Origin of the sequence: Microbacterium sp. NPDC056003, assembly GCF_042274785.1 — a bacterium.
In the GTDB taxonomy this organism is placed as follows: domain Bacteria; phylum Actinomycetota; class Actinomycetes; order Actinomycetales; family Microbacteriaceae; genus Microbacterium.
The window spans coordinates 24,658-38,360 of the sequence record NZ_JBHJXQ010000003.1 but is presented as its reverse complement, the minus strand read 5'-3'; the positions used below and the strand labels follow the sequence as shown (position 1 = coordinate 38,360).

Sequence of the window (13,703 nt, the reverse complement as noted above, 5' to 3'; positions counted from 1 at the left end):
CGTGCGCGCGTCCGCGGCCGTCCGGCCATCCCGTCCGTCCCGACCCGAGAAGCACGATATGTCGATCGACCTCAGCACACCTCCGGTGCCGTTCTCGTTCGAGGTCTACCCGCCCAAGTCCCCGGCGGGAACACTCGCCCTCCACGACACCATCCGGCAGCTGGCGGCGGCGCGCCCTCGATTCATCTCGGTCACCTACGGCGCCGGCGGATCCACCGGCGGGCGCTCGCTCGACCTGCTGCGCTTCATCCTCACCGAGACCGAGGCGTCCCCGCTCGCCCACCTCACATGCGTCGGCAACACGTATGCGGGGGCCACTGCGCTGATCCGGGAGTTCCTGGATGCCGGGGTCACGAGCTTCCTCGCACTGCGCGGCGACCCGCCCGTCGGCGTCCGCGAGGACGAGACGTTCCTCGGCGACCTCGAGAGCTCGGCACAGCTCGTCCAGCTCATCGACCGCGTGCAGGCGGAGCGCGCGCCGTACACCGAGCGCGAGATTCCGGGCGTCCCCGGCGCCGTCCAGGTCGAGTCGCGCACCAAGGTGGACATCGCCGTCGCGGCTTTCCCCAACGGGCACCCGCGGTCGCGGCATCCGCGCGAGCACATCGATGCGCTGCTCGCCAAGCAGGCGGCCGGCGCGACGCTCGCGATCACGCAGCTCTTCTTCCACGCCGACGACTACCTCGCGTTCGTGCAGCGTTCACGCGACGCCGGCGTGACGATCCCCATCCTCCCGGGCATCATGCCGATCACCTCGCCGTCGCGGCTGCGCCGCGTGCTCGAGCTCAGCGGCGAGGAACTGCCCGCCGAGCTCGCGATCGCGCTGGAGGTCGAGCCCACCGCTGACGGGCAGCGCGCACTCGGGATCGAGTACGCCGCCGCACTCGCCCGCGATGTCATCGCCGGGGGTGCTCCCGGCGTCCACCTGTACGCCTTCAACAGCCACGAAACGGTGCTCGCGGTGCTGCGCGACGCCGGGATCCTCACCCACCCCCTCGAAAAGGAAGTCGCACGATGACCGACACCACACCCGCCTTCCCCCGCGGCACGATCCTCGGCTACCCCCGGATCGGTCCCCGTCGCGAGCTCAAGCGCGCCGTCGAGGCCCACTGGGCCGGCACGACCGACGCCGCCACGCTCGAGCAGACCGCAGCCGACCTGCGCCGCGCGACGCGCGAGCGCCTCGCCGAACTCGGTCTCGGTCGTGACGACTCGTCGATCCCGGAGTCGTTCTCGTACTACGACCAGGTGCTCGACGCCGCGGTCGCCGTCGGCGCACTGCCGGAGCGGTTCGCCGACCTTCGCGACGCCGACGGCACGATCGGCCTCGGCGCGTACTTCACCGCCGCCCGCGGCGCCGGTGAGAACGCGCCCCTCGAGATGACGAAGTGGTTCGACACCAACTACCACTACCTCGTTCCCGAGATCGGCCCCGAGACGGTGTTCGCACTGTCGAGCGACCGCTTCTCGACGCAGGTCTCGGAGGCCAAGGCCGACGGCTTCACCGTGCGCCCGGTCATCGTCGGCCCGGTCACCCTGCTCGCGCTGGCGAAGGCGACGGATGCCGCGCCCGAGGGCTTCGACCCGCTCAGCCGTCTCGACGACCTCCTGCCCGTGTACGCCGAGCTCCTCGCCGCGCTGCGCGCCGCGGGAGCCGAGTGGGTGCAGCTCGACGAGCCCGCCCTCGTCAGCGAGAGCCTCCCGGCGACGCCGACGGCGCTCGCCGATGCGGCCGCACGCGCATACGCCGTGCTCGGCGGCGCGTCGGACCGCCCCTCCATCCTCGTGACGGCCGGCTATGCCCAGCTCTCGCCCGAGGCGTGGACGGCGCTCGCCGCAGCGCCCGTCGAGGCGCTCGCGATCGACCTGACGCGCGGCTCGGCACCGGCCGCCGCCGACGGTCTCGCCGGCAAGACCCTCGTCGGCGGTGTGATCGACGGCCGCAACATCTGGCGTGGCGACCTCGCCGCGGCGTGGACGAAGCTCGCGGCCCTCGAGGCGCTCGGCGCGGCGCAGATCGCGGCCGGCACGTCGACGTCGCTGCAGCACGTCCCGCACGACGTCGACGACGAGGCTGCGCTCGACCCTCGCCTGGTGTCGTGGCTGGCCTTCGCCGACCAGAAGACCGGGCAGGTCGTCACGCTGGCGCGCGGCCTCGCCGAGGGCGCCGAGTCGATCGCCGACGAGGTGGCCGCGGCATCCGCTGCCCTCGCCGACCGGCAGAGCGCGCCCGGCGTGCGGGACGGCGCCGTGCGCGAGCGCGCCGCCGCTCTGACCGCGGTGGACTTCGACCGCGGTGACTACGAGGCCCGTGTCACCGCTCAGGAGGCCGCGCTAGGCCTGCCCGTGCTGCCGACCACCACGATCGGCTCGTTCCCGCAGACCGGCGACATCCGCCGCGCGCGTGCGCGGCACGCCAAGGGCGAGATCACCACGGAGGAGTACGAGCAGTTCCTCCGCGACGAGATCGCCCGGGTCGTGACGCTGCAGGAGGACCTCGGGCTCGACGTGCTGGTGCACGGCGAGGCCGAGCGCAACGACATGGTGCAGTACTTCGCAGAGAACCTCGACGGGTTCGACGTGACGCAGAACGGCTGGGTTCAGTCGTACGGCTCGCGGGCGACACGTCCGTCGATCCTGTGGGGCGACGTGTCACGGCCCGCGCCGATCACGGTGGCCTGGTCGACGTTCGCCCAGTCGCTCACCGACAAGCCGATGAAGGGCATGCTGACAGGGCCGGTCACGATCCTGGCGTGGTCGTTCGTGCGCGACGACCAGCCGCTCGCCGACACCGCCAACCAGGTGGCCCTGGCGCTGCGCGACGAGATCGCCGACCTCGAAGCCGCCGGCATCGGCGTGATCCAGGTCGACGAGCCGGCGCTGCGCGAGCTGCTGCCGCTGAAGAAGGCCGATCAGCCGGCGTACCTCGAGTGGTCGGTCGGCTCGTTCCGACTGTCGACAGCGGGAGCGGCCGTGGCCACCCAGGTGCACACGCACCTCTGCTACTCGGAATTCGACGTCGTCATCGACGCGATCGCCGCGCTCGACGCGGACGTGACGTCGATCGAGGCCGCGCGCAGCCGCGGCGAGGTGATCGGCGACATCGCGGAGTCGGGCTTCACGCACGGCGTCGGCCCGGGCGTCTACGACATCCACTCTCCGCGCGTCCCGTCGCCCGCCGAGGTCGCCGAGCTGCTCGACCGCGCCGCGACCGAGCTGCCGCTGCGGCAGGTGTGGGTGAACCCCGACTGCGGTCTGAAGACCCGCGGCTACGACGAGACCGTCGAGTCGCTGCGCAACATCATCGAGGCGACGCGCACGATCCGCGCGAAGGTGGGTGCGGCGGTCTAGTTCTTCGCGTCCTGCGAGAGCGGATCGGATGCCGCGGCCACCTCGGCCGCGGCATCCGTGCTCACCGGCTCGGGCTCGATGATGTCGCTCTCGACCACGATGTCGCCGTCGTCGGGGTGCTCCTCGTCGCGGCGCTGCAGCAGCTCGAGGATCCACGCGACGGCGAACGCGACCACGATCACGAGCACGACGTCGCCGAACGACAGCGGCCGCAGGGCGAAGAGCCACAGCACGGCGAGGACGGCGATGATCGTGCGCACGAGCACACGTGAGCGTGCGAGCCAGGCGCCGAAGCCGCGGGTGTCGAGCCCACGGGCGGCGAGCTGCCGGCGGGCCGAGGAGTTGACGGAGCGGACCGCACTGCGGGCGCCCTGCGCGGCGGCGGAGCGGCCCATCGCCCAGCCGAGCAGCGCGACGAACACGCCGAGGACGCTCAGCACGATCGCCGTCTGCGTCATCGCGCCGACGACCTGCGCGTAGATCACGCCGAGCCCGTCGGGGGAGAGGCCGAGGTCGGAGGCCACCGTGCCCATCACGGTGTCGCCGACCGAGAGACCGATCGCGAGCGCGCCGGCGCCGATCGCGATGGCGAGTCCCGTGCCGAGCACGGCGAGGCTGCGCCGACGGGCCAGGGCGATTCCGAGCCCGAAGAGAAGGATGGTGAGGACCGGGAGCCACCAGCCGAGTGACGTCGCGAGGGCGTAGCCGGTGCGGATGGCGGCGAGGTTGTCTCCCTTGCCTACGATGACGACCCTGTCGATCTCGGGGATGAGCTGTGCGGCGCTCACGCCCCGGTCGACCAGACGCTGTTTGACGGCGTCGACGACGGCGCCGAGCTGGATGCCGACACCTTCATCGGTGCGCACGACAAGGCCCCCGCCGTCCGACGTCGCCGCCGTGGTGAGGGCGCGATGGGCGGCGCGGGTCGCGGTGGCCCACACGTCGGAGAACGCATCGGACTCCACGACGCGGGTGACCGCCTCGTTGACCAGATTCTCGAGGCCGCTCGCCGCCGGGGCCTCGAGCAGGCCGAGGGCCTGGGCGGCCCGGGGCGGGAGCCCCAGGTCGGCGATGCCGTCGAACACGTTGGCCGTCAGGGTCTGGAAGTCGACCTGGTCGTTGATCGCCTCCATCGCCTCGTCGATGACCATCGCCTGCACGGCGCGGTCGTCGACGAGCGGAGCAAGGGTCGCGACGAACGCGTCCTCCTCGACCAGCTGGACCCGCGCCCACGCCGTCACGATCGACACCGGGACGAGGATGGCGGCGATGACGATGCACAGCGCAGAGACCCAGGCCCGCCATCGTCCGCCGGAAGGGGCCGGCGTTGCGGCGGCGCTCTCGGCCGCGAGCCGTGCGTTCTCCCGTTCGAGCTCGCGGATGCGTGCTTCGAGCGTGTGCGCGTCAGCGGTGTCGATGTCGCTCATGCCGCCATTGTGGCGGACGCCGGCTCATCGCGCCGGAGTTTCACCCGCCGGGGGTGATCAGACGGCGCGGAGGACCGCCACGACCTTGCCGAGCACCACGGCCTCGTCGCCCAGGATCGGCTCGAAGGCCGAGTTGCGCGGCAACAGCCACGTGTGCCCGTCGCGCTGGCGGAACGTCTTCACCGTCGCCTCGCCGTCGAGCATCGCGGCGACGATCTCGCCGTTGTCGGCTGTGGCCTGTGAGCGCACGACGACCCAGTCTCCGTCGCAGATGGCGGCGTCGATCATCGAGTCGCCCGACACCTTCAGCATGAACAGGTCGCCCTTGCCCACCAGCTGGCGGGGGAGCGGGAAGATCTCCTCGACCTGCTGCTCGGCCGTGATCGGGACGCCGGCCGCGATCCGGCCGACGAGGGGCACGAGCGCTGCGTCGCCCACCGCGGGGGCTGCGTCGTCGGGGTTCTCGGTGGAGGCGCCCGGCAGGTCGATGAGCACTTCCATCGCGCGCGTCTTGCCCGCGTCGCGTCGCAGGTAGCCGCTCAGCTCGAGCTGGTTGAGCTGGTGCGTCACGCTCGAGAGCGACTTCAGCCCGACCGCGTCGCCGATCTCGCGCATGCTCGGCGGGTAGCCGTGGCGCGCGATCGAGCGCTGGATGACCTCGAGGATCGCGAGCTGCTTGTCGCTGAGGCTCTTGCGGCGTCGCGTCTGCGGCCTCTCGCGCCCGGTGGCGTCGCTCATGTCCGGCTCCTGTCTCGCCGCCCCGGAGGGGCTCCGGAAGTGCAGCGGTCTTCGAATGTCGGAGGCCCGTGGTGGGGTTCTCGTATCGAAACCGTATCCGGATCCGACGCTCGAAGGGAACACCGCGACCGCGTGTCGCGTTCGAGAGATCGCACCCGGATCGGCCCCTTGACATCGTAGAACATCGAAGATAACTTCGGTACAGAGATTCGCATCCTCTGCTCCCGGCCGAGCGGCGGGTGCGAATCTCTCCCCAGCAGGAGGAGCAGAACATGAGCACCATCGGCATCACGTCGCCCGCTTTCCCGGGTTCCGCCTTCACGCGCCCCGCACGTTCCACGCGCCTGCGCCTCACGCTCCGCGGTCGTCGCGTGCTCGCGACGCTCGCTGCGATCCCCGCCGTCGTCGCGATCAGTCTCGCGATGATCTCGGGCGGCAGTGCTCTCGCCAGCCGCGACGCGGGCACACCGGCGCAGTCGTTCTCCACCGTCACCGTCTCCTTCGGCGACACGCTGTGGTCCATCGCCGAGACCGTGGCCCCCGAGGCAGACCCCCGCGACGTGATCGACGCGATCGTCCGCCTCAACGCGCTCGAGGGCGTCTCGCTCGAAGCCGGGCAGAGTCTGGCGATCCCGGCCGAGTACGACTCGAGCCGCTGACCTCGGTCCGGCGGTGCGGCTCGCGGCAGCGGGCGGCGCCGAGCCCCGCATGCCGAGCCGTCTCGCGCCGACACACGCGGCGGGTGGGCGGTACCGCCCCCGTAGCATGGGAGGGGTGAGTCCACGTCTCGAAGACCTGCCCTTGCGCGACGACCTCCGCGGAATGACGCCCTATGGCGCTCCGCAGGCGCCGCTGCCCGTCGCGCTGAACGTCAACGAGAACACGCATCCCGTCCCGCAGGACGTGGCCGACGACATCATGGACTCGATCGCACTCGCGCTGCGGGACGTCAATCGCTACCCCGACCGCGAGTTCACGGCACTGCGCGAGGGCTTCGCCGACTACCTCGGCCACGGGCTGACGAGCGAGCAGATCTGGGCCGCGAACGGCTCCAATGAAGTGCTGCAGCACGTCCTGCAGGCCTTCGCCGGACCTGGCCGCACCGCGTTCGGGTTCGCGCCGACCTACTCGATGTACCCGCTGCTCACTCGCGGGACCGGCGCGACGTGGGTCGCCGGAACCCGTGCCCCCGACTACAGCGTCGACGCCGCGGACGCGGCGGCGCAGGTGGCGGATGCCGCGCCCGACGTCGTCTTCCTGTGCGCGCCCAACAACCCGACCGGCACTCCGCTCGGCCTCGACGTGATCGAGGCGGTCTACGACGCGACCGAGGGCGTGGTCGTCGTCGACGAGGCGTACTTCGAGTTCGCGCCGCGCGAGGAGCGGTCGGCGCTCACCCTCCTTCCCGGCCGGGAGCGGCTCGTCGTGTCGCGCACGATGAGCAAGGCCTTCGCCTTCGCCGGGGCGCGCGTCGGATACCTCGCCGCCGACCCGACTCTCATCGACGCCCTGCGCCTGGTGCGACTGCCGTATCACCTGAGCGCGCTGACGCAGGCCGCGGCATCCGCTGCTCTTCGTCACGCTCCCACGATGCTGCGCATGGTCGACGAGATCGTCGCGCAGCGCGATCGCATCAGCGCCACCGTCGAGGCGCTCGGCTACACGCCGCACGAGACGTGGACGAACTTCGTCCTGTTCGGCGGAGTGGCCGACCCCGCGACGACGTGGCAGGCGCTCTACGATCGCGGCGTACTGATCCGCGACGTCGGGATCCCCCACCACTTGCGCGTGACCGCGGGCACCGAAGAGGAGACCACCGCGTTCCTCGACGCACTGGCCTCGGTAGAATCGACATCATGAGCGCCGCTCCGCGTACCGCGTCCCTGCGACGCTCCACCAGCGAATCGACCGTCGAACTCGAGCTCGACCTCGACGGCACCGGCCGCAGCCGGATCGACACGACGGTGCCGTTCTTCGACCACATGCTGACGGCGTTCGCGAAGCACTCGCTGACCGATCTCACCGTCCGCGCATCGGGTGACACCGAGATCGACGCGCACCACACGGTCGAAGACATCTCGATCGTGCTCGGGCAGGCGATCCGCGAGGCCCTCGGCGACAAGTCGGGCATCTCGCGCTACGGCGACGCGCTGGTGCCTCTCGACGAGGCCCTCGCGCAGGCGGTGGTCGACATCAGCGGCCGCCCCTACCTGGTCCACGAAGGTGAACCGGTCGGTTTCGAGCACCACCTCATCGGCGGCCACTTCACGGGCTCGCTCGTGCGTCACACGTTCGAGGCGATCACGTTCAACGCCGCCCTCACGGTGCACGTGCGCGTGATCTCGGGCCGCGATCCCCATCACATCGCCGAAGCGGAATACAAGGCGTTCGCCCGTGCTTTCCGCCAGGCCAAGGCGCTCGACCCGCTGGTCGAAGGCATCCCCAGCACCAAGGGCGCTCTGTGAGCTCGCAGCCGCTGGTCGCGGTCCTCGACTACGGATCGGGCAACGTGCACTCGGCCGTCAAGGCGCTGGCCGCCGCCGGTGCCGACGCGCGCCTGACGTCCGACCGCGACCTCGTCCTCGAGGCCGACGGGCTCGTGGTGCCCGGCGTCGGCGCCTTCCGTGCGGTGATGGAGTCGCTCAAGGCCAGCCGCGGCGACGAGCTGATCGGCCGCCGGTTGTCGGGCGGGCGCCCGGTGCTCGGCATCTGCGTCGGCATGCAGGTGCTGTTCGAGCACGGCGTCGAGCGCGGCGTCGACACCGCGGGCATGGGGGAGTGGCCGGGAGCCGTCACAGAGCTCGATGCGCCGGTGCTGCCGCACATGGGGTGGAACACCGTCGACGCGGGCGAGGGGTCCCGCCTCTTCCGCGGGATCGAGGACGAGCGGTTCTACTTCGTCCACTCGTACGGGGCGCAGAAATGGCTGCTCGACGTGCAGCCGCCCTTCCCCGAGCCCACGCTCACGTGGTGCACCTATGGCCGGCCGTTCCTCGCGGCGGTCGAGAACGGCCCGCTGTCGGCGACCCAGTTCCACCCCGAGAAGTCGGGGGATGCCGGCATCCGGCTTCTCGCGAATTGGATCGACGGGCTCGGCGGGGCTACCCTCTGAAACCGTGCCGTCTGCGGGAGCGAACTCCTTCCGAGACCTTCCCGCACAAGGAGCCATGAACGATTTCGCCTCAATGCCTGAATTGATCCTGCTGCCCGCGGTCGACGTCGCCGGCGGCAAGGCCGTGCGCCTCACCCAGGGGGAGGCGGGGACCGAGACGAGCTACGGCGACCCCGTCGACGCGGCCCTCGACTTCGCACGCCAGGGCGCGCAGTGGATCCACCTCGTCGACCTCGACGCCGCCTTCGGACGCGGCAGCAACGCCGGCGTCATGCGCAAGGTCATCAAGCAGGTCAAGGGCGTTCAGGTCGAGCTCTCAGGCGGCATCCGCGATGACCGCACCCTCGAGGCCGCCCTCGACAGCGGCGCGGCGCGCATCAACCTCGGCACCGCGGCGCTCGAGAACCCCGAATGGGCCGCCGATGTGATCGGCCGATACGGCGACGTCATCGCGGTCGGTCTCGACGTGCGCGGCACGACGCTCGCTGCCCGCGGCTGGACGCGCGACGGCGGCGACCTGTGGACCGTGCTCGACCGCCTCGAGGCGGCAGGCTGCAGCCGCTACGTCGTGACCGACGTCACCAAGGACGGCACGCTGCAGGGCCCGAACGTGGACCTCCTCCGCGAGATGACCACGCGCACCCCGAAGCCGATCGTCGCCTCGGGCGGCGTGTCGAGCCTCGACGACATCGCGGCGCTGCGCGAGCTCGTGCCGCTCGGCGTCGAAGGCGCCATCGTCGGAAAGGCCCTCTACGCCGGCGCGTTCACGCTGGCCGAGGCGCTGGATGTCGCCGGACACTGACCCGCACGGTCACGCGCACCCGCACGCGGGTGACGCCGCGCATGCCGACTCCGCCGGTGTGCCGTGGGAAGGGCGAAGCTTCCACTCCAACCCCCACTCCGGCGACGACGGCTCGGCCGACCCGGCGCTCCTCGCCGCGCTGCTCGCCTTCCGCGACGGCACGGGCAGTCAGGCCGCGGTCGTCGACGCCTACCGCTCGGCGCGCCTGCTGATCCCGCTGCTGGCCGAGAAGGGCGATGAGGGCATCGGCGCTCACGGGCTCCCGGTCGACAAGACCCAGGAGCTGTCGATCGTCACCGTCGCGGCACCCGACGGACGCCGGGTGCTGCCGGTGTTCACGTCGGTGCAGACGATGGGACGATGGGATGCCTCGGCCCGGCCGGTGCCGGCCGACGGTCCACGCACGGCGGCCGCGGCATCCGCCGACGACACCGACCTCATCGTGATCGACCCGGGTTCGCCCACGGAGTTCGTGATCCGTCGCCCCGCGGTCTGGGCGATCGCCCAGGGGCACGCCTGGGAGCCGAGCTTCGCGTCGCCGGAGGTGTTCTCGGGGCTGCAGCAGAGCGTCGGCGGCGAGCTGGCCGTGATCGACCTGGCCATCGAACCCGGCGACCCCGACGCGCGGCTGCGCGGCCCGGAGCTGGTGGTGCGCCTGCAGCTCATCCACGGCCTCGACCAGGCCGAGCTCGACGCCGTGCTGTCTCGCCTCGCGTCGCGCTGGGCGGCCGACGACCGCATCGCGGTGCTGGTCGACTCGCTTACGGTCAAGCTCGTCCGGGCCTGAGGGTCGGGACCGGTCCCGCGACTCCGCCCGCACTTGCGGAGCGGGGCGGGGCGGCGGAGGATCGGCTCCGGAGGTGCCCATGGACGGGACGGCGGACGAGTACCGCGAGGCGCTCGACGCCGCGCACCGGCACGCGCTCGAGTGGCTCGCGTCGACGGCGGAGCGGCCCATCCGCCCCGATCTCGACGCCGAGGGCATGCTCGGGCGCCTGCGCCGCGAGCTTCCCGAGGAGGGGCTGGATGCCGCGGCCGTGGTCGACGAGCTCGCCGAGGCGGCCGAGCCCGGCCTCATGGCGATGGGGTCGCCGCGGTTCTACGGGTTCGTGATCGGCGGCGCCTATCCCGCGGCGCTCGCCGCTGACTGGCTCGTGTCGGCGTGGGATCAGAACACCGGCTCGCGTCAGCCGACGCCGGCGACCGCGGCGCTCGAGGAAGTCGCCGCGACCTGGCTGCTCGATCTCCTCGGGCTGCCCGTCGGCAGCGGCGTCGGCTTCGCCACCGGCGCCACGAGCGCGAACCTCGCCTGCCTGGTCACCGGTCGCGACGCGGTGCTGCGCGCCCGCGGGTTCGACCCGGTGTCGGAGGTGCGCGCTGCGCCGCGCGTGCGCTTCCTCGCCGGCGGTGCCGTGCACACGTCGGTCGTGCTCGGCGGACGGCTCTCGGGCATGGGCGCGCCCCAGACCGTCGGAGCCGACGCCGAGGGACGCATCGACGTCGACGGGCTGCGCCGTGCCCTCGCCGAGGAGGACGCGCCGACCGTCGTGGCCCTCCAGGCGGGCGACGTGCACTCGGGCGCGTTCGACGACTTCGCATCGGCGATCGCCGTCGCGCGCGAGGCGGGCGCCTGGGTCCACGTCGACGGGGCGTTCGGGCTGTGGGCGGCAGCGAGCCCGCGCTTCGCCGCGCTCACCGCGGGTCTCTCCGACGCCGACTCGTGGGCGACCGACGCGCACAAGACCCTGAACGTGCCGTACGACTGCGGGGTGGCGATCGTGCGCGATGAGGCGGCGATGACGGCATCCCTCGGCGCGCACGCGTCCTATCTGCCCGCCGTGGCCAGCGTCTCCGACCCCTATGACCGCGTTGCCGAGCTGTCCCGCCGGGCTCGGGGGGTTCCGGTGTGGGCGGCGCTGCGCTCGCTCGGACGGAAGGGCGTCGTCGGCCTGGTCGACGGACTGGCGGATGCCGCGACTGGCCTCGCGGCGGGATTCCGCGCGATCGACGGGCTCGAGGTGCTCAACGACGTCGTGTTCACGCAGGTGTGCCTCGCCGCACGCGACGACGGCGCGACCGTCGCGCTGGGGGAGTGGCTGCGCGACGAGGGGACCGTGTGGGCATCCTCTTCGCGATGGCAGGATCGCGCGGTGGTGCGCTTCGCGGTGAGCAATCGGGGGACGGATGCCGCGGCCGTGCGCCGCACCGTCGACGCGGTGGCACGCGGGGTCGCCGCGGTGGGGATCAGAAGCTGAGGAGCGCCGGCATCGTCAGTTGACCGGGCCTGTCCACTTCTCGCCGGGACCCTTGCCGATCGGATCGGGGATCGTCGAGGCCTCGCGGAACGCGAGCTGAAGCGACCGAAGCCCGTCGCGCAGGGAGCGCGCGTGCATGTCGCTGATCTCGGGTGCGCCGGCCGTGATGAGGCCCGCGAGAGCGTTGATGAGCTTGCGGGCCTCGTCGAGGTCGGTCTGCGTCGCGGGGTCGTCGGCGAGTCCGACCTTGACGGCAGCGGCGCTCATGAGGTGCACGGCGGCGGTGGTGATGACCTCGACCGCGGGGACGTCGGCGATGTCGCGGGTGGCGGCCGAGGCGGCTCGCTCCTGTTCCTCCCAGCGGGCGTGGCGGTCGTCGTCGGAGGGCGGAATCGTGGTCACGCGTTTCTCTCTGCTAAACTCGTGCGGGCTCCGGTGCGTTCTGCACCGGATTGAAAGAGGATCACATCCCACCCGCGCTTGCCGTTCAAGGCTACCGGGTCACGCACTCCGCCCCGACCGTTCAGCGGCCGGGGTAGCCGCTTGAAGCGGGAACCGGGTGCAGAAGGCCGGCGTTCGAGCGTCGTGCCGGGTGGAATGAGTGACTCTTCCACCCGCGACGCACCCCGTGTCGCGGTGGCCATCACCCGCACGAAGGAGCTCCGCATCAGCGATCCCCGCACCAACGACCGCATCCGCGTGCCCGAGGTTCGCCTCGTCGGCCCGAACGGAGAGCAGGTCGGCGTCGTCCGCATCGAGGTGGCGCTGCGCCTGGCTCAGGAAGCCGACCTCGATCTCGTCGAGGTGGCCCCGAACTCGAAGCCCCCCGTGGTCAAGATCATGGACTACGGCAAGTTCAAGTACGAGGCTGCGCAGAAGGCCAAGGAAGCGCGTCGCAATCAGGCCAACACCGTCCTCAAAGAGGTCCGGTTCCGTCTGAAGATCGAGGCCCACGACTACATCACCAAGCTCAAGCGCGCCGAGGGCTTCCTGCAGGCGGGCGACAAGGTCAAGGCGATGATCCTCTTCCGCGGACGCGAGCAGTCGCGTCCCGAGCAGGGTGTGCGCCTCCTCCGCAAGTTCGCAGAGGATGTCGCCGAGTTCGGCACGGTCGAGTCGAACCCCACGATCGACGGCCGCAACATGGTGATGGTCGTCGCGCCGCACAAGAACAAGTCCGAGGTCAAGACGGAGCAGAACGCCCAGCGCGCTGCCAACAAGGAAGCCGCGCGGTCCGCCCGCACCGGCGCCCCCGTCTCCGACGACGAGACCGAAGCTCCGTCCGAGCCGGCCACGGCCGAGTAGGACCCACAGACTCCCGCACCGCGGGACACCGACTCCCGCTGCGCGGGATGGAAACGAAGGAAGAAGAGATGCCGAAGCAGAAGACCCACTCGGGTGCCAAGAAGCGCTTCAAGCTCACCGGTAAGGGAAAGCTGATGAAGCAGCAGGCGAACATGCGCCACAACCTCGAGGGCAAGTCGTCGCGCCGCACGCGTCGCCTCAACCAGGAGCAGGTCCTGGCCCCGGGTGACGCCAAGGTCGCCAAGAAGCTCCTCGGCCTCTGAGCGCCGACGCACGATAGGAAACAACAGAAATGGCTAGAGTCAAGCGGGCGGTAAACGCCCACAAGAAGCGTCGCGTCATCCTCGAGCGCGCCTCCGGTTACCGCGGACAGCGTTCGCGCCTGTACCGCAAGGCGAAGGAGCAGGTCACCCACTCGCTCGTCTACGCGTACCGCGACCGTCGCAAGCGCAAGGGCGACTTCCGCCGCCTGTGGATCCAGCGCATCAACGCTGCGAGCCGCCAGAACGGCATCACGTACAACCGCTTCATGCAGGGCCTCGGCCTCGCGGGCGTTCAGGTCGACCGCCGCATGCTCGCCGAGCTCGCGGTCAACGAGCCCGCCGTGTTCGCCTCGCTCGTCGAGACGGCCAAGAAGGCGCTGCCCGAGAACGTCAACGCTCCGAAGAGCGCCTGACACTCGAACAGGTTCACGAAAGGGGCGTCCTCCACTC

15 protein-coding genes are annotated in these 13,703 nt (G+C 71.2%); 12 read left to right on the top strand and 3 right to left on the bottom strand.

Features of this window, described 5'->3' with window-relative positions; genetic code table 11:
- Positions 1-58: 58 nt before the first annotated feature.
- Entirely contained in the window at positions 59-1,018 is a 960-nt protein-coding gene (locus tag ACFC1W_RS12545; protein WP_375992987.1) for a methylenetetrahydrofolate reductase, read from the top strand.
- Positions 1,015-3,351: a 5-methyltetrahydropteroyltriglutamate--homocysteine S-methyltransferase gene (gene metE / locus ACFC1W_RS12540; RefSeq protein WP_375992984.1), complete on the top strand. Its 2,337-nt coding sequence runs from the start codon at positions 1,015-1,017 to the stop codon at positions 3,349-3,351. Before ACFC1W_RS12545 ends, metE begins: the two co-directional genes overlap by 4 nt.
- On the opposite strand, the gene ACFC1W_RS12535 is transcribed toward metE, so the two are convergent.
- Together ACFC1W_RS12535 and lexA are read right to left on the bottom strand one after the other, a co-directional pair.
- Positions 3,348-4,778 (bottom strand): hypothetical protein, encoded by a 1,431-nt coding sequence (locus tag ACFC1W_RS12535; protein ID WP_375992982.1) that lies wholly within the window; start codon positions 4,776-4,778, stop codon positions 3,348-3,350. The two genes, metE and ACFC1W_RS12535, sit on opposite strands and share 4 nt — an antisense overlap.
- Positions 4,779-4,835: 57 nt before the next feature.
- A complete protein-coding gene (lexA, locus tag ACFC1W_RS12530) occupies positions 4,836-5,516 on the bottom strand; it encodes a transcriptional repressor LexA (protein ID WP_241113069.1) in 681 nt (226 codons plus the stop codon).
- Between the two features lie 272 nt (positions 5,517-5,788).
- Between lexA and ACFC1W_RS12525 the strand changes: the two genes are divergently transcribed.
- The 7 genes from ACFC1W_RS12525 to ACFC1W_RS12495 all read left to right on the top strand — a co-directional run bounded on the left by ACFC1W_RS12525 (position 5,789) and on the right by ACFC1W_RS12495 (position 11,685).
- Entirely contained in the window at positions 5,789-6,175 is a 387-nt protein-coding gene (locus ACFC1W_RS12525; RefSeq protein ID WP_375992979.1) for a LysM peptidoglycan-binding domain-containing protein, read from the top strand.
- A 115-nt stretch (positions 6,176-6,290) separates the two neighbouring features.
- On the top strand, positions 6,291-7,376 hold the full coding sequence (locus ACFC1W_RS12520; protein ID WP_375992976.1) for a histidinol-phosphate transaminase: 1,086 nt from the start codon (positions 6,291-6,293) through the stop codon (positions 7,374-7,376).
- Complete coding sequence (hisB, locus tag ACFC1W_RS12515) at positions 7,373-7,981, top strand: imidazoleglycerol-phosphate dehydratase HisB (RefSeq protein ID WP_375992973.1); 609 nt, start codon at positions 7,373-7,375, stop codon at positions 7,979-7,981. Before ACFC1W_RS12520 ends, hisB begins: the two co-directional genes overlap by 4 nt.
- Positions 7,978-8,628, top strand: a complete 651-nt coding sequence (gene hisH, locus ACFC1W_RS12510) for an imidazole glycerol phosphate synthase subunit HisH (RefSeq protein ID WP_375992970.1) — start codon at positions 7,978-7,980, stop codon at positions 8,626-8,628. The genes hisB and hisH overlap by 4 nt, the downstream gene beginning before the upstream one ends.
- Positions 8,629-8,683: 55 nt before the next feature.
- Positions 8,684-9,430 carry a bifunctional 1-(5-phosphoribosyl)-5-((5-phosphoribosylamino)methylideneamino)imidazole-4-carboxamide isomerase/phosphoribosylanthranilate isomerase PriA gene (priA, locus tag ACFC1W_RS12505; protein ID WP_241113064.1) on the top strand — a complete coding sequence of 249 codons (747 nt, stop codon included), beginning with the start codon at positions 8,684-8,686 and terminating at the stop codon, positions 9,428-9,430.
- Complete coding sequence (locus ACFC1W_RS12500; protein WP_375992968.1) at positions 9,414-10,217, top strand: SseB family protein; 804 nt, start codon at positions 9,414-9,416, stop codon at positions 10,215-10,217. The genes priA and ACFC1W_RS12500 overlap by 17 nt, the downstream gene beginning before the upstream one ends.
- A 79-nt stretch (positions 10,218-10,296) precedes the next feature.
- Positions 10,297-11,685, top strand: coding sequence for a pyridoxal phosphate-dependent decarboxylase family protein (locus ACFC1W_RS12495; protein ID WP_375992965.1), 1,389 nt, complete (start codon positions 10,297-10,299; stop codon positions 11,683-11,685).
- A gap of 15 nt (positions 11,686-11,700) precedes the next feature.
- Here ACFC1W_RS12495 and ACFC1W_RS12490 read toward each other — a convergent pair whose 3' ends face one another.
- Entirely contained in the window at positions 11,701-12,078 is a 378-nt protein-coding gene (locus ACFC1W_RS12490; RefSeq protein WP_375993975.1) for a DUF1844 domain-containing protein, read from the bottom strand.
- Positions 12,079-12,282: 204 nt separating this feature from the next.
- Here ACFC1W_RS12490 and infC point away from each other — a divergent pair, with 204 nt between their 5' ends.
- From infC to rplT, 3 genes are all read left to right on the top strand, one after another.
- Positions 12,283-12,990, top strand: coding sequence for a translation initiation factor IF-3 (gene infC / locus ACFC1W_RS12485; RefSeq protein ID WP_241113060.1), 708 nt, complete (start codon positions 12,283-12,285; stop codon positions 12,988-12,990).
- A 68-nt stretch (positions 12,991-13,058) separates the two neighbouring features.
- Entirely contained in the window at positions 13,059-13,253 is a 195-nt protein-coding gene (gene rpmI, locus ACFC1W_RS12480; protein ID WP_191763019.1) for a 50S ribosomal protein L35, read from the top strand.
- Positions 13,254-13,282: 29 nt separating this feature from the next.
- The gene (rplT, locus tag ACFC1W_RS12475; protein ID WP_191763017.1) at positions 13,283-13,666 is read left to right on the top strand and encodes a 50S ribosomal protein L20; all 384 of its coding nucleotides are present in this window, start codon (positions 13,283-13,285) and stop codon (positions 13,664-13,666) included.
- Positions 13,667-13,703 lie beyond the last annotated feature (37 nt).

Excerpts from the sequence above, each read along its gene's own strand:
- ACFC1W_RS12545 (WP_375992987.1), top strand. The coding sequence starts at position 59 with ATGTCGATCGACCTCAGCACACCTCCGGTGCCGTTCTCGTTCGAGGTC.
- metE (WP_375992984.1), top strand. The coding sequence starts at position 1,015 with ATGACCGACACCACACCCGCCTTCCCCCGCGGCACGATCCTCGGCTAC.
- ACFC1W_RS12535 (WP_375992982.1), bottom strand. The coding sequence starts at position 4,778 with ATGAGCGACATCGACACCGCTGACGCGCACACGCTCGAAGCACGCATC.
- lexA (WP_241113069.1), bottom strand. The coding sequence starts at position 5,516 with ATGAGCGACGCCACCGGGCGCGAGAGGCCGCAGACGCGACGCCGCAAG.
- ACFC1W_RS12525 (WP_375992979.1), top strand. The coding sequence starts at position 5,789 with ATGAGCACCATCGGCATCACGTCGCCCGCTTTCCCGGGTTCCGCCTTC.
- hisB (WP_375992973.1), top strand. The coding sequence starts at position 7,373 with ATGAGCGCCGCTCCGCGTACCGCGTCCCTGCGACGCTCCACCAGCGAA.
- priA (WP_241113064.1), top strand. The coding sequence starts at position 8,684 with ATGAACGATTTCGCCTCAATGCCTGAATTGATCCTGCTGCCCGCGGTC.
- ACFC1W_RS12500 (WP_375992968.1), top strand. The coding sequence starts at position 9,414 with ATGTCGCCGGACACTGACCCGCACGGTCACGCGCACCCGCACGCGGGT.
- ACFC1W_RS12495 (WP_375992965.1), top strand. The coding sequence starts at position 10,297 with ATGGACGGGACGGCGGACGAGTACCGCGAGGCGCTCGACGCCGCGCAC.
- infC (WP_241113060.1), top strand. The coding sequence starts at position 12,283 with ATGAGTGACTCTTCCACCCGCGACGCACCCCGTGTCGCGGTGGCCATC.
- rpmI (WP_191763019.1), top strand. The coding sequence starts at position 13,059 with ATGCCGAAGCAGAAGACCCACTCGGGTGCCAAGAAGCGCTTCAAGCTC.
- rplT (WP_191763017.1), top strand. The coding sequence starts at position 13,283 with ATGGCTAGAGTCAAGCGGGCGGTAAACGCCCACAAGAAGCGTCGCGTC.